The organism is Pseudomonas sp. PA15(2017) (assembly GCF_001945395.1).
Lineage (GTDB): Bacteria > Pseudomonadota > Gammaproteobacteria > Pseudomonadales > Pseudomonadaceae > Aquipseudomonas.
In genome coordinates this window covers 18,375-37,008 of record NZ_MSXV01000054.1, presented here as the reverse complement: position 1 = coordinate 37,008, position 18,634 = coordinate 18,375, and the positions used below count along the sequence as shown (strand labels likewise).

At 65.3% G+C, this 18,634-nt stretch carries 12 protein-coding genes; 4 read left to right on the top strand and 8 right to left on the bottom strand.

What is annotated here, in order from left to right:
- Positions 1–30 precede the first annotated feature (30 nt).
- Positions 31–984, bottom strand: coding sequence for an AraC family transcriptional regulator (locus BVH03_RS19415; RefSeq protein ID WP_075962717.1), 954 nt, complete (start codon positions 982–984; stop codon positions 31–33).
- 143 nt (positions 985–1,127) lie between these two features.
- On the opposite strand from BVH03_RS19415, the gene BVH03_RS19410 reads away from it, so the two are divergent.
- Positions 1,128–1,517: a hypothetical protein gene (locus BVH03_RS19410; RefSeq protein WP_075962716.1), complete on the top strand. Its 390-nt coding sequence runs from the start codon at positions 1,128–1,130 to the stop codon at positions 1,515–1,517.
- Positions 1,501–5,004, top strand: coding sequence for a TonB-dependent receptor domain-containing protein (locus tag BVH03_RS27095; protein WP_305883694.1), 3,504 nt, complete (start codon positions 1,501–1,503; stop codon positions 5,002–5,004). The genes BVH03_RS19410 and BVH03_RS27095 overlap by 17 nt, the downstream gene beginning before the upstream one ends.
- Before the next feature lie 4 nt (positions 5,005–5,008).
- On the opposite strand, the gene BVH03_RS19395 is transcribed toward BVH03_RS27095, so the two are convergent.
- The 7 genes from BVH03_RS19395 to BVH03_RS19365 form a co-directional block, all read right to left on the bottom strand.
- On the bottom strand, positions 5,009–6,322 hold the full coding sequence (locus BVH03_RS19395; RefSeq protein WP_075962714.1) for an MFS transporter: 1,314 nt from the start codon (positions 6,320–6,322) through the stop codon (positions 5,009–5,011).
- Positions 6,323–6,725: 403 nt separating this feature from the next.
- Positions 6,726–8,306: an aldehyde dehydrogenase (NADP(+)) gene (locus BVH03_RS19390; RefSeq protein WP_075962713.1), complete on the bottom strand. Its 1,581-nt coding sequence runs from the start codon at positions 8,304–8,306 to the stop codon at positions 6,726–6,728.
- 114 nt (positions 8,307–8,420) lie between these two features.
- Positions 8,421–9,704 (bottom strand): FAD-dependent oxidoreductase, encoded by a 1,284-nt coding sequence (locus tag BVH03_RS19385; protein WP_075962712.1) that lies wholly within the window; start codon positions 9,702–9,704, stop codon positions 8,421–8,423.
- Between the two features lie 77 nt (positions 9,705–9,781).
- Positions 9,782–10,729: a dihydrodipicolinate synthase family protein gene (locus BVH03_RS19380; protein WP_075962711.1), complete on the bottom strand. Its 948-nt coding sequence runs from the start codon at positions 10,727–10,729 to the stop codon at positions 9,782–9,784.
- A gap of 81 nt (positions 10,730–10,810) precedes the next feature.
- Complete coding sequence (locus BVH03_RS19375) at positions 10,811–11,737, bottom strand: 4-hydroxyproline epimerase (protein ID WP_075962710.1); 927 nt, start codon at positions 11,735–11,737, stop codon at positions 10,811–10,813.
- A 26-nt stretch (positions 11,738–11,763) separates the two neighbouring features.
- The gene (locus BVH03_RS19370; RefSeq protein WP_075962709.1) at positions 11,764–12,777 is read right to left on the bottom strand and encodes an Ldh family oxidoreductase; all 1,014 of its coding nucleotides are present in this window, start codon (positions 12,775–12,777) and stop codon (positions 11,764–11,766) included.
- Between the two features lie 28 nt (positions 12,778–12,805).
- The gene (locus BVH03_RS19365; RefSeq protein ID WP_075962708.1) at positions 12,806–14,440 is read right to left on the bottom strand and encodes an APC family permease; all 1,635 of its coding nucleotides are present in this window, start codon (positions 14,438–14,440) and stop codon (positions 12,806–12,808) included.
- A gap of 501 nt (positions 14,441–14,941) precedes the next feature.
- Here BVH03_RS19365 and BVH03_RS19360 point away from each other — a divergent pair.
- Positions 14,942–15,718 (top strand): AraC family transcriptional regulator, encoded by a 777-nt coding sequence (locus BVH03_RS19360; RefSeq protein ID WP_075962707.1) that lies wholly within the window; start codon positions 14,942–14,944, stop codon positions 15,716–15,718.
- Between the two features lie 224 nt (positions 15,719–15,942).
- Positions 15,943–18,360, top strand: coding sequence for a glucose/quinate/shikimate family membrane-bound PQQ-dependent dehydrogenase (locus BVH03_RS19355; RefSeq protein WP_075962706.1), 2,418 nt, complete (start codon positions 15,943–15,945; stop codon positions 18,358–18,360).
- Positions 18,361–18,634: the final 274 nt, after the last annotated feature.

The following is an 18,634-nucleotide window of genomic DNA, read 5'->3' as shown; positions in this document are numbered from 1 at the left end:
CATAGCGTCCCCTTGCCGCCCGGGGCCTGCTCAGTGCCTGGCTTGCGAGGGGGGAAACCCGTACTGACGCTTGAAGGCGGCGCTGAAACTGCTGAGGTGTTCATAGCCGGCCAGGCTGGCAGCGTCTTCGATCGACAGTGATTGCTGACAGATGGCGTGATAAGCCTGCGCCAGACGGCGTTTGCGCAGATAAGCGGCGATGGTGATGCCGTTGCGGCTGCGGAAGGCGTTCTGTAGATCGACCGGGTTGGTGCCGAGCTGGCGGGCCATCTCGGCGATGCTGAGGTCGTTCGCTTCGCCACTGTCGAGCCAATCCCTGAGGCGCAGCAGGCAGCGTTCGAGGTGGCTGCCGAGGCGTTTCTCCGGCGGCGCATCGATACCGCGCAGGATGTCGCTGGCCAGATCGAGGGCGAAACTCTCCCGTTGCAGGCGCTGCAGCAGCGGCGGCAAGCCCGCGTCACGTTCGAGCAACTGGTGGGCACGCTGCAAGATATCCACAGACGGTTGCCAGAGCAGGCTTTGCCAGTGGCTACGGCTGAATCGCAGCAGGTTGTCACTGCGCAACTGGCTGCCGAGGGCGAAGTGTTGCAGCCAGTCGGGGCTGATGCTCAGGCACACCTTGGTTTCCTGACGCTCGCGTTGCCAGTGGCGCTGAAACTGATCGGCAGCGGTGAGGTTGACCAGCATGGCGCGCTGGCCGCCAGGGCGGGCGTCGAAGTGCAGGCGCTGGCGTGGCAGGCTGACTTCGGCCTCGCCGCCGAGCAGGAAGGCTGCAGTGATTCCCGGTGCCAGGCGGTTGTCGCTGTTGGCGTCGACCAGGTCGCGGCTCTGGCTGAAGTACAGCACCAGGCCATCGCTCAGTACCTGCACCTGTTGTTCACCATCGAGCACCGGCTGCTCGCCTGGCAGCTCGCGCTGGAAATGCAGATTGCCACCCAGGGTATGGGCGACATCGCTGAGCTGACCGCAGGTGAAGACCGTCATGGCGGGTCTCTCGGGAAGTTTGCTTGCGGCTAATTTTTCCTTTTTTTTGACTAAGCGGGCAAGCTTGTTCGGAATTATTCTCATGTGCAATGCAGTCGCAGCCGATGGGGTTGCGTCGAGTCGTTCAAGGGAATCGTGTCGCCATGGGGTTGTTCATCACGGAAAAGGCCGTGGTCGAGGCGGTTTTCGCAGGCGACGTCAGCCTTGACGATATCCGCGACTGGCTGGCGCGCATCGAGCGCCTGATCGCCCGTCGCCAGGCGTTCTACTTCATCTCCAGTACCCAGGCCGGCGCCAGTCTGGCCGAGGGTTACCGCGCCGTGCAGGGGGCCTGGTACAAGCGCCACAAGGCGGACTTCCAGAGCTGCTGCCGTGGCCTGGTACGTATCGCCGCCGACGCCAAGGAGCGTGAGCGCCTGGATACACCGGCGCTGCACGCCGCCTGGGGCGTACCGTATTTCGTGACCCTGGAACGTGAGCAGGGTTTTCAGTGGATCACCGAGCGCATGGTGAGCGATGCAACAGCCCAATGACTTCACGCCGGTAACGCGGCTGAGCCTGGCGGTCATCGTCGTGCTCTACCTGGCTCACGCGTTACCGCTGTATTTCTTCAACGTGGCGCTGCCAGCCATCCTGCGCAGCCAGGGCGTCGATCTGCGCTGGATCGGCATGCTCGCCCTGCTGTACATCCCCTGGGCCTTCAAGTTTCTCTGGGCACCGCTGGTCGACCGCTGCTACCTGCATGCGCTCGGCCGGCGCCGCAGCTGGCTGTGGCTGACCCAGGCCGCCCTGGTGGCCGGCCTGCTGGCCCTGGCGGTGAGCGGGCTCGAGCATGGCCTGCTGTTGTTCGTGCTGATCGGCCTGTGGATATCCACCTTCGCCGCGACCCAGGACATCGCCATCGACGGTTATACGGTCGAGTCGCTGGCAGCCGAAGATCACCGCCTGGGCAGCATGGCGCAGAGCATGGGCGTTGCACTGGGCAGCCTGTTCGGCGGTGCCGGCGTGCTCTGGCTGTACCCGACCGCTGGCTGGCAGGCCGCGTTGCTGACGCTGGCAGTGATGGCCGCACTGCCCATGCTGGCAGTGGCACGCGTCGAAGAACGTCATTCGCCGAGCGCCGAGCGGCCCAGCTTCATCCACACGTTGCGACGCCCGCAAATGCGCTGGGCGCTGTTGCTGATCCTGCTCTACCGGGCGGTCGAAGCACCGGCCATGGCCATGCTCACGCCGTTGCTGGTGGACCAGCAGTGGTCGCTGGCGCAGATCGGCGTGCTGATGTCGGTGGCCGGTGCCAGCATCGGTCTGTTGGCGGCAGTGCTGACCGCCAGGGCCCTGAAGACCCAGGCGCCGGAGGTATTGCTGATTCGCGCCGGTTGGTGGCGCAGCGGCATCTACCTGCTGCTCGCCGCGTTGCTGGCCAGCGGCCTGGCGGCCACCGCGACGCCCTGGCTCGGCCTGGTGATGCTGGCCACCCTGGCGCTGCGCGATGACCAGCCTCTATGCCCTGTTCATGCGCCTGTGTTCGCGTCAGCAGGCCGGTACCGACTTCACCGTGCTGGTGTGTTTCGAGCTGCTGGTGTTCTTCATCGGCGGCTCGCTGTCCGGGTTCCTGGCCAAGGGCCTGGGCTACGCAAGCTATTACCTGCTGCTGGGGGGCCTGTCGGTGCTCAGCGTGCTGGTCTGCAAACCGCTCATCAAAAAACTCTCGTCCGGCTTCGCTTTGTAACTTATCCACAGGGGAACATCATGCGGCATCTTTCGGCATCCATGCAGGTCACGCTTTTGAGTCTGGCGGTCAGTGCCCAGGTGTTCGCGCAGAGTGGTGAGCGCCCGGCAGTTGGCGGCAGCCAGGTTCAGGAGCTGGAGCCGATGGTGGTGACGGCCACGCGCTCGGCCAAGCGCATCGCCGAGATCGCCGGCACGGTTTACGGCATCGAACGTGAGCAGATCGCCGAGCAAGCGGCGGCTGGCCGTTCCACCGCCGATATCCTCGGCCAGTTGGTGCCGTCGCTGGCGCCGAGCAGCGGCACCACCAGCAACTACGGCATGACCATGCGTGGGCGTACCGTACAGGTGATGATCGACGGCGTACCGTTGACCGGCTCGCGTGACGGTTCGCGCCAGCTCAACAGCATCAGCCCGGCGATGATCGAACGCATCGAAGTGATCTCCGGCGCTACCAGCATCTATGGGGCAGGAGCCATCGGCGGGTTGATCAATATCATCACCCGCAATGCCGACGAAGAGACCAGCGATTTCAGCAGCCGAATCGGCATGCGTACACCAGGCAAGGCCGCCCGTGACGCCATGGCCTACGAGGCGTCGCAGACCGCCGCCTTCCACCAGGGATCAGTCAGCGGCTTCGCCGGATTGGGCTACACCAAGCAGGGTGAGATCCGTGATGCCCATGGTGATCGCGTCGGCCCGGAAATCGCCCAGACCGACCGCCAGGACACCACCAGCTTCGACTTCAACGGCCGCCTGACCTGGCAGCTCGACGACGACCAGCAATTGAGCGGCGGCGTGCGCTACTACGATGACGAGCAGGATAGCGATTATGGCCCGGACTACGGCCCCAACCTGTCGGCGTTGCTGGTGCCCAACTACCAGCCTAGTCATGCCGCGGTGGATGGCCTGCAGCTCGACGACCAGCCACGCACCCGCCATTACGGCGCCAACCTGCAATACCGCAACCGCGACCTGTTTGGCGGCCAGCAGCTGACGGCCGAGGCCTACTACCGCAAGGAGAAGTCGCGCTGGTTCCCCTTTGCCAGTCGCGCAGCGAATACCGCATTGCCCGGCGGTGTGGCCAACGTGGTGCTGCAATCGAGCACCGATATCGATGTGTGGGGTCTGCGCACCGCGTTGCAGAAGGGGTTCACCCTGGGCGGACGCGACCTGCAACTGACTTATGGCCTCGATTACGAGCGTGAGCAGGATCGTCAGGACGGCCAGTTCTATGACTTCAACCGCTTCTTTGCCAGCAATGGCCTGAATTACCGCGAGACCTTCGGTTCCTCCATGGGCCCGGACGTGCAAGTGAGCAAGACCGGCGCATTCCTGCAGGGTGACTACCCGCTCACCGAGCGCCTCAGCCTGCAAGCCGGGGTACGCCGCGAAACCATCCGCAACGAGGTCGACGCTTCCATCCCCTATGGCGAGGCGGTCACCGCGGCGACCGTGGCCGGCTACCGGGCGCGCACCCTGGAGGGCGGCAACGTGCGCCACAGTGAAACGCTGTTCAACCTCGGCGCCGTGTACGCGCTGACCGATGCTCAGCAGGTGTTCGCCAACTTCTCCCAGGGCTTCAGCCTGCCCGACACCCAGCGCATGTTGCGTGACGTGCCGGCCAACTTCGTGATCGATAGCAGCAGCATCGACTCGATCAAGGTGAACAATTACGAGCTGGGCTGGCGCTTCGGCGAAGCCCGCGGTCTGAATGCCGGGGTGACCGCGTTCTACAACACCTCCGACAAGGTGGTGCAGTTCAACCGTGACTTCAGCGTGTCGGTGGCCGACACCGACGAGCGCGTGTGGGGTGCCGAGGGCAACCTGCAGGTGCCCGTCACCGAGCGCTGGACCCTGGGCGGCACCCTGGCCTACACCCGTGGCCAGTACAAGGACGCTGCCGGCGACTGGCGCGAACTGAACGCCTTCCGGGTCTCGCCGCTCAAGGCCACCCTCTACAGTGACTGGCGTTTCGCCGACGGCTATGGCCTACGGCTGCAGACGCTTACCGTGGGCGGTAGCGAGCGTGCCTACGACGATGCCCAGGCCGCCGCGATCAGCCCGACCACTCGCGCCACCCCGGCGACCAAGATCCAGGGCTACACCGTGGTCGACCTGATCGCCCATGCGCCCTGGCTTGGCGGCGAGGTCGGCTTCGGCATCTACAACCTGGCCGATCGCGATTACAAGACCGTCTACGGCCAGCAGGCGGCAGCCACTTACGGCGCTATCTCCAGCCTGCCGGCGCAGGGGCGTACCTTCGGCCTCAGCTACTCGGTGGCGTACTGATCGTTCAGGGCTGATAGTCGAGCGAGCGTTTCGACGACTCCGGCAGCGCCAGGCCGCCTGCCAGCGCCAGCAGGGCGATGGCGATCAGATAAAAGGCCGGCGACATGCGGTTGCCGGTCACCTCGATCAACCAGGTGGCGACCAGCGGCGCGGTGCCGCCGAACACCGTGTAGGCCAGGTTGTAGGTAAACGCCGAGGCGGTGTAGCGCACGCGGGTGGGAAACTGCTCGGAGAGCAGCACGGCGGTCACCACCCCGCAGATCACCGCGCCGACGGCCAGCAGCATGGCGCCGATGGCCGAGGCCCACAGGGTGCCGGAAGCGGCCAGGGTGAAGGCGGGGTACACCGCGACGATCAGCGCGATGCCGGCGGTGAGGATGGTGCGCCGGCGGCCGACGCGATCCGAGTAGCGGCCCACGAACGGGCACAGCAGGGCGGCGAAGAACAGTGCCACCAGGCTGGCGAGCAGCGCGGTAGGCCTGGCTGCGCCGCCGACCACCTGCATGTAGGTGGTCAGGTAAGTGGTGAACATGTAGAACGACAGCGCCGTGGCGGAGATGAAGGCCGACAGGCACAGCACGGTGCCGCCATGCTCGCGCAGGGTTTCGCGCAGCGGCGAATGTTCGGGATGGGCTTGCGCCGCCAGGGCCTGGAAGGCCGGCGATTCGTCCAGGCGCAGGCGCATATACAGGCCCACCAGGCCCAGCGGTGCGGCGATCAGGAAGGGTACGCGCCAGCCCCAGGCCTGCATTTGCGCTTCGTCCAGCCAGATGCCCATGCCGAACACCAACCCGGCCGCGCAGGCGAAGGCCGCGAAGGTGGAGACCGGCACGAAGCTGCCATAGCGTGCCTTCTGCTCGGTGGGCGCGTGCTCCATGACGAAGGCGCAGGCGCCAGCGTATTCGCCGCCGGCTGAGAAGCCCTGCAGGCAGCGCGCCAGGGCCAGCAGCAGCGGGGCGACCAGGCCGATGCTGGCATAGGTGGGCAGCAGACCGATCAGGGTAGTGGCCCCGGCCATCAGCAGCACGGTGATCGACAGCACGCGCTTGCGGCCGATGCGGTCGCCAAGAATGCCGAACACGATGCCGCCCAGCGGGCGCAGCGCGAACGACACGGCGAACACTGCGAAGGTCTGCAGCAGCGCCAGGGTCGGGTTGCCCGGCGGAAAGAACAGCGAGGCGATGGTCACGGCAAGAAAGCCGTAGACCGCGAAGTCGAACCACTCGACGAAGTTGCCGATGGCCGAGGCGGCGATCACTTTGCGCAGGATGCGCAGGTCGACCGGTGTTGCCGATTGTGGATAAGTCGTGACGCTCATGGCAGCCTCCGCGCGATTGCTCCAACGTGCGGACGCGCCTGGTTCGGGTCATGGCGTCCATCTGTGGATAACCTACGTGGCTCGCCGGGTATGGCGGGGTTCGAGTGCGACCTGGGGGTAGTCGTGAGCGACAGCGCAGGCCTTGGCAGCCTTGGAGCTGCAAGTGTTGTGGTGGATAAGCTGCGCGTTATCCACCCTACGGGCTGTCTGATTAATGCACGCAGCAATTGTGGGAGCGGGCCATGCCCGCGATTCGCGCGCCTGGCGCGCTCCACGTGAGGTGGTCTATTAATCAGAGTAGCCCGGGCCGAGCGCAGCGACACCCGGGAAAACCACCGCCGATCAAACGCCCACAAAAAAGCCGACCCTGAGGTCGGCTTTCTCGTCGCAGCGAAGCGGGCGCTTACAGCGCGTCGCGGCTGCTGGCGCCATCCACCAGACGGGCGATCTGCAGCGGGTTGGCGTTCTTCAACGCCTCCGGCAGCAGGGCGTCCGGGCAGTTCTGATAGCACACCGGACGCAGGAAGCGGTCGATGGCCAGGGTGCCGACCGAGGTACCACGGGCATCGGAGGTCGCCGGGTACGGGCCGCCGTGCACCATGGAGTCGCAGACTTCCACGCCGGTCGGGTAGCCGTTGAACAGTACACGGCCGACTTTCTGCTCGAGCAGCGCGAACAGCTCTTCGCTGCCGGCCAGGTCGCCCGGCTCGGTGAGCAGGGTGGCGGTCAGCTGGCCATGCAGACCATCGATGGCCTCCAGCAGTTCGGCCTTGTCGGCCACTTCGACGACGATGGTGGTCGGGCCGAAGACTTCTTCCTGCAGCAGCTCGTCGCCGCCCAGCAGCAGGCTTACGTCAGCCTTGAACAGCTGCGGACGGGCCTGGTTGCCTTCTTGCTTGGCGCCGGTCAGGTGGGTGATGCCCGAGTGAGCGTTGAGCGCTTCCAAGCCCTTCACGTAGCTCTTCAGGGTGCCGGCGTTGAGCATGGTTTGCGGCTGCTGCTCGGCCATCTTGGCGGTGAAGTTTTCCAGGAAGGTGCTGAACTCAGGCGAACGAACGCCGATCACCAGGCCCGGGTTGGTGCAGAACTGACCGCAGCCCATGACCACGGAGCCGGCCAGCTCGCCGGCGATCTTCTCGCCACGAGCCTTGATGGCTTCTGGCAGCAGGATAACCGGGTTGATGCTGCTCATCTCGGCGAAGACCGGGATCGGCTGCGGACGTGCCGCGGCCATGTCGCACAGGGCGCGACCGCCTTTGAGCGAGCCAGTGAAGCCGACGGCCTGGATGGCCGGGTGCTTGACCAGCGCCTCGCCGACGCCAGAGCCGTAAATCATGTTGAACACGCCTTTGGGCATGCCGGTTTTCTCGGCGGCGCGCAGGATGGCTTCGCCAACGTGGGCGGCAGTGGTCATGTGGCCGCTGTGGGCCTTGAATACCACCGGGCAACCAGCGGCCAGCGCGGCGGCGGTGTCACCGCCGGCGGTGGAGAAGGCCAGCGGGAAGTTGCTGGCGCCGAACACCGCGACCGGGCCCAGGCCGATGCGGTACTGGCGCAGATCCGGACGTGGCAGCGGCTGGCGATCCGGCAGGGCGCGGTCGATGCGAGCGCCGTAGAAGTCGCCGCGGCGCAGCACCTTGGCGAACAGGCGCATCTGGCCGCTGGTGCGGCCACGCTCGCCCTGGATACGGGCGGTCGGCAGAGCGGTTTCGCGGGTTACGGTGGCGACGAATTCGTCACCCAGGGCGTCCAGCTCGTCGGCGATGGCGTCGAGAAACTCGGCGCGCTTGGCAGCGGACAGGCTGCGGTAAGTCGGGTAGGCAGCAGCGGCTGCCTTGGCAGCGGCGTCGACTTCTTCGGGCGTGGCCTGGATGAAGTCGTAGGGCAGCGCTTCGCCGGTGCTGGCGTCGTGGCTCTTGTGGATAACGGAGCCGGCTGCGCTGAACGCGCCGCCGATGATGTTGTGGCCGATGGTAGCGGGCATTGTTAGCTCCTGTTGAGGACGTAATGAACACGTACGGAAAGGCTTTGATTGTACGATGTCTGATAAGTTGCGCAAGTCTGCCATGCACGGAGCGGTATCACGCGCGTCTGGCCATCAGAACCGCGACATCCGGTAAGGCGTCAAACTCGGCAATGTCGATGCCAGCGTAGGGGATGGCGTCAGCATGTTCGCCACCAACTCGGCCGTCACCGCCGCCTGGGTCAGGCCCAGGTGCTGATGGCCGAAGGCAAGCAACACCCTGCCATCGCAGACCCGATCGATGATCGGCAGCGAGTCCGGCAGCGACGGCCGAAAGCCCATCCACGGGCTCGCACCCCCGACATCCAGCGCGTCCTTGAACAGGCCTTCGCTCAAACGCTGCAGTTGCCAGGCCCGCTGCATGCTCGGCGCGGCCTCGAGGCCGGCGAACTCCACGGTGCCGGCCAGCCGCAAGCCGCCCGCCATGGGCGTCATGATGAACCTGCGCTCCAGCGAAGTGACGGCGAACGGCAAACGTTCGTGTTCCTCGGGCAGCATCAGGTGATAGCCACGCTCGGTGTCCAGTGGCACCTGCTTGCCGGTGAGCCTGGCCGTGAGCGTCGCCGAATGGGCGCCACAGGCGATCAGTACCTGGCCGGCGCTCACGCCGCCACGGTCGGTAATCAGCGAAACGCCGTCTGCGACCAATCGGCCATCGTTCACCTGGGCCTGGACAAACTGCACGCCGCTGTTCTTGCACGCCTCGACCAGGGCAAGGATCACCTGGTAGGGATCGATGAAGTGCCCGGTCGCGGGGAAGAACAAGCCGCCCTGCAGGTGTTCGCTGAGCTGCGGCGCCGCCTGGCGTATCGCCTGGGCATCCCAGAACGCCACCGGCACCTGCTGCTGAGCCATGCGCGCCTGCAGCGCTTCGAGCGCCTGGCGCGATTCGCTGCGCTCGAACACCAGCAGTGAGCCGTCGAGTTTGAACAGGTCGTTGCGCCCGATGCTGTGCAACAGACGCTGCCAGGCGGCGAGGCTCCCTTCATTCAGTGCACGAATACCGGCGACGCTGCGCTGGAACGGCGCGGGCCGCAGATTGAGCAGCAAGCGCACGAACCAGGGCAGCGCCTGGGGCAGGTACTTCCAGTCCAGGCGCAGCGGGCCCATCGGGTCCAGCAGCATGGCCGGCAGGCGCTTGAGGATCGACAGGTCGGCGATGGGAAACACCTGTTCGGTGGCCAGGTGCCCGGCGTTGCCGTAGGAGGCGCCCATGCCCGGTTCCTGGCGGTCGATGACGGTCACGCGCCGGCCCTGACGTGCCAGCGCCAGGGCGCAGGTGAGACCGACGATGCCGGCACCGATCACGGCGATATCTGCGGGAGCCGATGTGCCATCGGTGCTCGGGGTGGTGCTCATCGAGAAGGCCGCCTAGCTAATGGATAGAACAGAAAAAGACGTGGCCGGACAGACGATGCCTGCCCGGCCTGCGTGGGTCAGGCGACGTTCTGCGCCGCCGTCCAGTTGGCGTACCACTGGCGGAACAGTTTGTACTGAGTCTCGGCATAGTTGCGCTGGGCATCGCTGAGGGCATCGGTTTCGTTGAAGTGCAGGGCGTACTCCCGGTCACCGTTGAGCACCATCAGGTGCTTGTAGTAGAGCACCAGGTCGGTGCCTTCGTCGAACGACGACAGCACGTTCAGTGCCTCGGACAGTTCCCAGGCCTGGCGGCGGGCAACGGCGTCGCCCTTGGCCGCCTGCTTGCTCAATTCCACCAGTTGCAGCACTTCACGCGGCAGGGCATTGCCGATGCCGGTGATGGCGCCAGTCGCGCCGCAATTGACGAAGCCGTGCACCACCTGGGTGTCGACCCCGGCCATGAGGATCACGTTTTCATCCTGCGAGGTGATGTGCTCGGCGGCATAACGCATGTCGGCGGCGCCGCCGAACTCCTTGAAACCGATCAGGTTGGAATACTTGCGGCGCAGCTTGAAGAACAGCTCGGCGCGGGTGGCGAAGCCGTAGTACGGGCTGTTGTAGATCACCGCCGGCAGGTTCGGTGCGGCGTCGAGAATGGCGGAGAAATGCGCTTCCTGAGCGGCCGGCGAAGCACCGCGGGACAGCACGCGCGGGATGACCATCAGGCCATGGGCGCCGACCTTGGCCGCGTGGGCAGCGTGGGACACGGCTTCACGGCTGTTCACCGCACCGGTGCCAACGATGGTCGGCACGCCCGCAGCGACCAGGCGCGCCACGCCTTCCTGGCGCTCGGCCTCGGTGAGCAGCGGCCAGTCGCCCATGGAGCCGCAGTAGACCACCGCGCTCATGCCGATTTCGATCAACTCCTTGCCCTTGCGCACCAGGGCGTCGAAGTCCGGCTTGCGCTCGGCGGTGCAAGGGGTCATCAGGGCGGGGATGGTGCCGGTAAAGATGTTGCGGGTCATGGTGCTGCTCCGTCGTTCAGAAGGTTCGTATGTCCGGCTGCAGGCCTTGAGAGAGGTGGCATGCAGCCTGTGCGTTGAGATTCAGATGCCCCAGGCGAAGGGGTCTTGCTCGTCGATCAGTAGGGTGGCGTCGGCGGTCAGGTGGGCGCGGCCGGTGATGAACGGGCGAATGCGTTCGCCGTCCCACTGAAAGCGGCCTTCGAACTGGCTGCCGGTGATGCTCGCCTGCACCCAGCGCTCGCCTTCGGCCAGCTTGCCGTCGGCGGCCAGGCAGGCCAGCTTGGCGCTGGTGCCGGTGCCGCAGGGCGAGCGGTCGTAGGCCTTGCCAGGGCACATGACGAAGTTGCGGCTGTCGGCGCTGGCGTCATCGGCGAACAGTTCGATGTGGTCGATCAGCTCGCCACCTTCGCCGTGGATGCCCTGGTCTTCGAGGGCGCGCAGCATCTTCCAGGTGAAATCGGTGAGTAGCTCGACGTTGCCCAGGCTCAGGTCCTGGCCATGTTCGCTGACCAGGAAGAACCAGTTGCCGCCCCAGGCGATGTCACCGAGAAAACGCCCGTAGCCCGGCACCTCCACCGCCACTTGCTGGCGGTAGCGGTAGGACGGCACGTTGCCGATGGTCACCGCACCATCGTCGTGCAGGGTGGCGCTGACCTGGCCGACCGGTGTATCGATCTTGTGCTCGCCCGGTGCCATCAGGCCCAGGTGATGCAGCGAGGCGACCAGGCCGATGGTGCCGTGGCCGCACATGCCCAGGTAGCCGGTGTTGTTGAAGAAGATCACGCCGCAGGTGGCATCCGCAGAGACCGGCACGCAGTAAAGCGCCCCCACCAGCACGTCGTTGCCACGCGGCTCCAGCAGGCAGGCGCGGCGCCATTGGTCATGCTGCTCGCGCAGGGCATTGCGCTGGTCTGCCATGCTGCCAGCGGGCAGCTCGGGGAAGCCTTGCATCACCAGGCGCGTGGGTTCGCCGCCGGTGTGGGAGTCGATGACGCGTATCTGTTTCATGTAATCGTCCAATGCAAAGAAGAGTGTCAGGCCAGCAGGGCCTGGATGTCCTGGTAGAGCGCGCGGTCGATCCACACGCCGTCGCGTTCGCTGCGCTGACGCGCTTCGAAACGGCGCTGCGAAGGCAGTCGCGCACCTTGGCCGGTGATGGCGGCGAACAGGTTTTCAGCACGCTGCAAACCAGGCGCCAAGTCATCACCGAGAAAACGGGCCGGGTCGAAGGCCAGCAGTAGTTCGCCATGCAAGGGCGCAGCGCCGGCGCCGTCGTCGAAGGCCATGGAATCGGCGCTGGTCAGGTCGCCAATCAGCGCGCCAGCCAGCAACTCGATCATCGCCGCTAGAGCCGAGCCCTTGTGCCCGCCGAAGGTCTGCATGGCACCCGCCAGCGCCGCCTGGGCATCCGTGGTGGGCGCCCCCTGGGCATCTACCGCCCAACCCAGCGGGATGGGTTTGTTCTGCCGGGCGTGCAGTTCGATGTCGCCCCGGGCGATGGCGCTGGTGGCGAAGTCGAACACGAACGGCTGGCCTGCAGGCCGTGGCCAGGCGAACGCCAGCGGGTTGGTGCCGAATACCCCCTTGCTGCCACCGACCGGCGCGACCCAGGCGTGACTGGGCGTCATCGCCAGGCCGACCAGGCCCTGCTCGGCGATGGCTTCGACTTCAGGCCACAGCGCCGAGAAGTGGTAGCAGTTGCGGATCACCAGGGCTGCAACGCCCAGATGGCGAGCCTGCTCGCACAGCAGCGGCAACCCGGTCTGCAGCGCCAGCAGGGAAAAACCATGCCGGGCATCGACCTTGACGATCGAAGGCGCCGGCTGACTGACGACGGGCACGGCATGCCCGTCGACCTTGCCCGAGCGCAGCGAACGCACGCAGCCCAGCAATCGGTACAGCCCGTGGGAGTGACACTCGTCGCGCTGCCCCTGGGTGATCACCCCGGCCACGGCCTCGGCGTGATCGGCGCCCATGCCGTTGGCGGTGAGTGCATCCAGGGCCAGGCCGTGAACCTGATCGAGGCTGAGGTTGATGGACGGGTTCATGCGTCGTTCTCCAGAGTCGGCAAGGGCATCAGCGTACGGCGTCGGCCACGGGCTGCTGGCCGAAGGTGCGGGGGGCAGGGACGTCGCCGTCGCTTTCCACCTCGTCGGCGTCCAGGCGAACCAGCGCCGCCGGTACACCAGTAGCCGCTCCCCAGTAATAGATGACCAGCGCACAGGCAGCCACCACGGCGGTATCCAGCGGATGAGCGATCACCCCCAGCCCGCCGAAACTGCCGAGCCAGGACAGCAGGATGGTCACCGCGTAGAAACCGATCAGCCAGGCCGATGAGCGCACCTGCTGACCAAGGCTCAGGTGGTCGGTGGGCACCAGGCGCTTGCAGGCCAGGTAGACGACGAACATCAGGATCTGCAGGCCGAGCAGCCAGGACACCGTTTTCCAGCCCGACCAATAGACGATCAGTGCAGCGATGATGAACGACAGCGGGCCGATCACCGCAAAGCCCCTGACCCGAAACGGACGGTCCAGCTGCGGTGCACTGCGACGCAGCGCGGCAACGCTCACCGGGGCGACGGCGTAGCTGAGAATCAGGGCAGCGGAGACCACGTTGATCAGCGCCTCCCAGGAAGGGAACGGCAGGGTCCAGAACACCGACAGGGCGAAGGTCAGCCACAGCGCCGGGCGCGGGATGCCGGATTTCTCGTCGATCCGGGTGAAGACCTTGAAGAAGGTGCCCGTGCGTGCCCAGCCGTAGACCACGCGCGGTGTGGCATTCATGTAGATGTTGCCGCAACCGCTGGGCGAGATCACCGCATCGGCGACCACCATGTAGGCCAGCCAGCCGACCCCCAGAATCAGGGCGATGTCACGGTAGGGCAGGGAGAATTCCTTGCTGATCCCGGCCCAGCCGTTGGTCAGCATCTCGGTGGGAATGCTGCCGAGGAAGGCGATCTGCAGCGCCGCGTAGATGGCGGTGGACAGCAGCACCGAGAGGATGAGCGCCACCGGGATGGTGCGCTGCGGGTTACGCACCTCGCTGGCCACGGAAATGATCGGCGTCAGGCCCAGGTAGGCGAAGATGATGCCACCCGCCGACACCGCCATTTCGATGCCCGACAGGCCGAACGGGGCGAAGCCTTGCACGCTGAAGTTTTCCGGCTTGAAGAAGCTGAACAGCACGGCCATCACCAGCAACGGCACGATGAACTTGAACAGGCTGATGAAGTTGTTGGATTTGGCGAAGGTCTTCACGCTCCAGTAGTTCAGGGCGAAGAACAGACACAGCAGCGCGAACTGCACCAGCCAGCCGATGGCCGTCGGGTTGCTCGAACCAGGCTGGGTCAGCGAGGGAAACCAGGCCGCTGCGTACTGACGGGCCGCCACCACTTCGATGGCCACCAGGCTGGAGAAGGCGATCAGGGTGATGAAGCCCATCAGGTAGCCGAGCAGCGGGCCATGGGAGAACACCGGGTAACGCACCACGCCACCGGCGCGTGGCAGGGCGGCGCCCAACTCGCAATAGACGATGCCGAGCAGCAGCACGGCGAAGCCACCGAGCAGCCAGGAAAAGATGCCAGCCGGGCCGGCGATGGAAGACACATGGCTGGCGGCGAACAACCAACCCGAACCGAAAATGGCTCCCAGGCCAATGAACGTGAGGTCTGTCAGAGACAGCTGTTTCTTGAACTTGCCAGAGCTGGACATCGCATCGCCTTCTTGGGGTTATTGGATAGGCAGTCGTAATTTCGTGGCATGCGTCAGGATCGCGATAGAGCGCAATGACGCGGCAGCATCGAGGCTGCTCAATTGTTCGAAGTTGCAATCGATAGCGCCGGGCAGGGCGGCGCGAAACTCACCCATGCCCCGGCACTTACTCGGCGCTGAAAACCGGTTTTTGCAGCGGCCCGTACAGGGCTCATACAGTGAACCTGTCGGCCAACGGAGGCTTGATGGTTTTCGTCGTGTTCAATGACGAAATTGGCATAGTCCGTCTTTTGCCGAGGCTCGGTACTTCCTTGCGGCATCCGACTTGGTTAGTCTTCGGTGCAGCTTCAGATCGCTGGAGGCCACGCCCTGCAAGGGCTCTGTAGAACTCTCGGAAAAATGCTCGCCAGCGACCCAGAGCGACCCAGAGCGTCCGAGACGGTGAGGGCAGCCGCCTGCAGGGCGAATCTCGCCTAACCCATGGCTCGGGACCGGTCATCGATGACGCTCAATCCGCTGGAAATGCTGAACCTGGACGATGCCCGACATCGCCCGGAAAACATCGAACAGATGATCGCCGGCATGGCGCCGCTATTGCCGATTCTGGATGCCATCCCCAATGCCGCGATCTTCATCAAGGATGCACAAGCGCGTTACCTGATGGCCAACCGCACACTGGTACAGCGCTGCGGCTTGAAACAGCTGCAGCCCTTGCTGGGCAAAACCAGTGCCCAGGTGTTTCCCGCGCAACTAGGCCCCGGTTATACCGAGCAGGATCGCCGGGTGTTGCAACAGGGCGTGGTGCTGGAGGATCAGCTGGAACTGCACCTGTTCGGCAGCCGAGAGCCCGGTTGGTGCCTGACGCACAAAAGGCCGATCCGCGGTCGCCAGGAGCGGATCATCGGCCTGGTCGGTATCTCGGTCGACCTGCAGGCCGCCGGCGACACCCACCCGGCCTATGGCCGGCTGGCGGCTGTGGACGATTACATCCGCAACCACTTCAACGCGCCGGTGACCATGCAGGAATTGACGCGAATCGCAGGCATGTCCGTGGCGCAGCTGGAGCGCTACTGCAAGCGGGTGTTCCACCTCACGCCACGGCAGATGATCCACAAGGTGCGCCTGGAACACGCCCATCGTCTACTGCTCGGCGATCTGCCGATCACCGAAGTGGCCATGCAGTGCGGTTACACCGACCACAGCGCATTCACCCGGCAATTCAAGACCCTCACGGGTTTCACGCCGCGCCAATATCGGCAAGCCACCGGCGAACGCTAGCGTTCGATTATCGACCGCTTTGCGCCATCAACTGGCGACTGCCCGCGACAAGCTGTCGCATAAAATGTACCATTTGGTTAATTTGCTCGCGCAGTCCGATTCACCTCGGTGCAAGCCGCCTCTGCACATCACAACTACAAAAAAACGGTAGCGCTGGCTCTTTGCTGGTCGAGACGCGGCATCGCTGCGCCTTCGTTTTTATAAATCAATGGAACGCTCAAAAAATGAACGATGGTAAAGGTGCCTCTCGTGGCACACGGGCCGTGCTGCTGATCGTCGGCGTGCTGACCGCTCTGGTCGGCGTCGTCCTGGTCGGTGGCGGCGGTTACCTCGCCAGCCTTGGCGGTAGCTGGTATTTCCTGCTCATGGGCCTGGCGCTGCTGGTCGGAGGTGGCTTGATCGCCGCGCGTAAACCGGCAGGCGCCTGGGTAGTTGCGCTGGCCATGCTCGCCACCGTCGCCTGGGCCCTGGCTGATGTCGGCCTGGTGTTCTGGCCGCTGTTCTCGCGCCTGTTCACCTTCGGGGTGATCGCCCTGGTCGTGGCGCTTATCTATCCGGCGCTGAAAAAGGCCGCCGGCGATAACGGCGGGCGTGGTGCCTATGCGCTGGCCGCCGTACTGGCAGTGTCGCTGGTCGCCGGGTTCGGGGCGACCTTCGTGCCCCATCCCACCGTGGCGGCCACGGGTGATGGCCCGGCCGTGCAGCCGGTCGACCCGATCCAGGCGCAGAAGAATTGGCAGCATTACGGCAATACCGCGGGCGGCAGCCGTTTCGCCGCGCTCGATCAGATCACCCGTGCCAACGTGAAGGACCTGCAGGTTGCCTGGACCTACCGTACCGGTGACGTGGCCGAAAGCAATGGCAACGGCGCCGAGGATCAGCTGACACCGTTGCAGGTCGGCGACAAGGTGTTTATCTGCACGCCACACAACAACCTTATCGCCCTCGATGCCGACAGTGGTCGCGAGCTGTGGCGCAACGACATCAACGCCCAGTCCTCGGTGTGGCAGCGTTGCCGTGGCCTGGCCTACTTCGATGCCGACGCGCCGCTGCAGCAGCCTAGCGCTGCGGGCGCTGCCGCGGTGCCGAGCGTGGCCATCGCCGAAGGCGCCAACTGCCGTCGCCGCCTGCTGACCAATACCATCGATGCCCGCCTGATCGCGGTGGACGCCGATACCGGCGCGCTGTGCGAAGGCTTTGGCGACAACGGCGAGGTCGACCTCAAGGCCGGCCTGGGTGCCGCGCCGGATCCGCATTATCAGCTCACCTCGCCGCCGTTGCTGGCCGGTACCACCGTGGTGGTGGGCGGCCGTGTGGCCGATAACGTGCAGACCGACATGCCCGGCGGCGTGATTCGCGGTTTCGACGTGGTCACCGGCGCCATGCGCTGGGCCTTCGACCCGGGCAACCCCGAGCAACGCCAGGCTCCGGAAGGCGATCGGACCTACGTGCGCAGCACACCGAACTCCTGGGCGCCGATGTCCTACGATCCGGCGATGAACACCGTGTTCCTGCCCATGGGCAGCTCCTCGACCGACCTGTATGGCGCCGAGCGTACCGAGCTGAACCACAAGTACGGCGCATCCATCCTCGCGCTGGACGCCACCACCGGCGCGCAGAAGTGGGTCTACCAGACCGTGCACAACGATCTCTGGGACTTCGACCTGCCGATGCAGCCCAGCTTGATCGACTTCCCCAGGGCCGACGGCAGCAAGGTGCCGGCCGTGGTGATCGGCACCAAGGCCGGGCAGATCTACGTGCTCGACCGTGCCACCGGCCAGCCGCTGACCGAAGTGCGCAACGTGCCCGTCAAGGCCGCGGACATCAAGGGCGAGCAATATGCGCTCGAGCAGCCGCGGTCGGTGGGCATGCCGCAGATCGGCGCGCAGACCCTGACCGAATCGGACATGTGGGGCGCCACGCCCTTTGACCAGATGCTCTGCCGCATCAGCTTCAAGCAGATGCGTTACGAGGGCCTGTACACCGCGCCGGGCACCGATGTGTCGCTAAGCTTCCCCGGCTCCCTGGGCGGAATGAACTGGGGCAGCCTGTCCACCGACCCGGTCAATGACTACATCTTCGTCAACGACATGCGCCTGGGCCTGTGGGTGCAGATGATTCCGGCAGAGAACCGTGGCCCGGCTTCGTCCGGCGGCGAAGCGGTGAACACCGGCATGGGCGCGGTACCGCTCAAGGGCACGCCATACGCGGTCAACAAGAACCGCTTCCTGTCGCTGGCCGGCATTCCCTGCCAGGCGCCGCCGTTCGGCACCCTGACCGCCATCGACATGAAGACCCAGAAGATCGCCTGGCAGGTACCGGTCGGCACCGTCCAGGACACTGGCCCACTGGGCATCAAGATGCGCCTGCCGATGCCGGTCGGCATGCCGACCCTGGGCGGCTCCCTGGCCACCCAGTCCGGCCTGGTGTTCTTTGCCGGTACCCAGGATTACTACCTGCGCGCCTTCGATAGCGGCACGGGCAAGGAAATCTGGAAACAGCGCCTGCCAGTCGGTAGCCAGGGCACACCGATGACCTACGTGTCGCCGAAGACCGGTAAGCAGTTCATCGTGGTGACCGCCGGCGGCGCGCGGCAGTCGCCGGATCGCGGTGACTACGTGATCGCTTACGCGCTGCCGTAAGCTCAACGCGCAGTGGCAGAGGCCGCATCCCTAATGGGATGCGGCCTTTTTCATGTCGGCGATTTTTGCTCGGTATTGGCGGGAATCTACCTCGAAGCGCAGGTGGTCGAGTTATCCACAGCCCGTAACAGCCTGCTTAACGTCTTGTATGCGTCTTTGCGGCAACTACAAGGCAAAGGCGGCCGCTCCCCGATCCATTTTGGGAGCGCGCCATGCGCGCGAAAAATGGCGGGCATGGACCAGGCGTCCTCGCCCGCTTCCACAGGGCTGCGCC

Bases quoted from the DNA above. Each gene is read 5' to 3' on its own strand.
- BVH03_RS19395 (WP_075962714.1), bottom strand. From the start codon at position 6,322: ATGAGCGTCACGACTTATCCACAATCGGCAACACCGGTCGACCTGCGC.
- BVH03_RS19385 (WP_075962712.1), bottom strand. From the start codon at position 9,704: ATGAGCACCACCCCGAGCACCGATGGCACATCGGCTCCCGCAGATATC.
- BVH03_RS19390 (WP_075962713.1), bottom strand. From the start codon at position 8,306: ATGCCCGCTACCATCGGCCACAACATCATCGGCGGCGCGTTCAGCGCA.
- BVH03_RS27095 (WP_305883694.1), top strand. From the start codon at position 1,501: ATGCAACAGCCCAATGACTTCACGCCGGTAACGCGGCTGAGCCTGGCG.
- BVH03_RS19355 (WP_075962706.1), top strand. From the start codon at position 15,943: ATGAACGATGGTAAAGGTGCCTCTCGTGGCACACGGGCCGTGCTGCTG.
- BVH03_RS19360 (WP_075962707.1), top strand. From the start codon at position 14,942: ATGACGCTCAATCCGCTGGAAATGCTGAACCTGGACGATGCCCGACAT.
- BVH03_RS19415 (WP_075962717.1), bottom strand. From the start codon at position 984: ATGACGGTCTTCACCTGCGGTCAGCTCAGCGATGTCGCCCATACCCTG.
- BVH03_RS19410 (WP_075962716.1), top strand. From the start codon at position 1,128: ATGGGGTTGTTCATCACGGAAAAGGCCGTGGTCGAGGCGGTTTTCGCA.
- BVH03_RS19380 (WP_075962711.1), bottom strand. From the start codon at position 10,729: ATGACCCGCAACATCTTTACCGGCACCATCCCCGCCCTGATGACCCCT.
- BVH03_RS19370 (WP_075962709.1), bottom strand. From the start codon at position 12,777: ATGAACCCGTCCATCAACCTCAGCCTCGATCAGGTTCACGGCCTGGCC.
- BVH03_RS19365 (WP_075962708.1), bottom strand. From the start codon at position 14,440: ATGTCCAGCTCTGGCAAGTTCAAGAAACAGCTGTCTCTGACAGACCTC.
- BVH03_RS19375 (WP_075962710.1), bottom strand. From the start codon at position 11,737: ATGAAACAGATACGCGTCATCGACTCCCACACCGGCGGCGAACCCACG.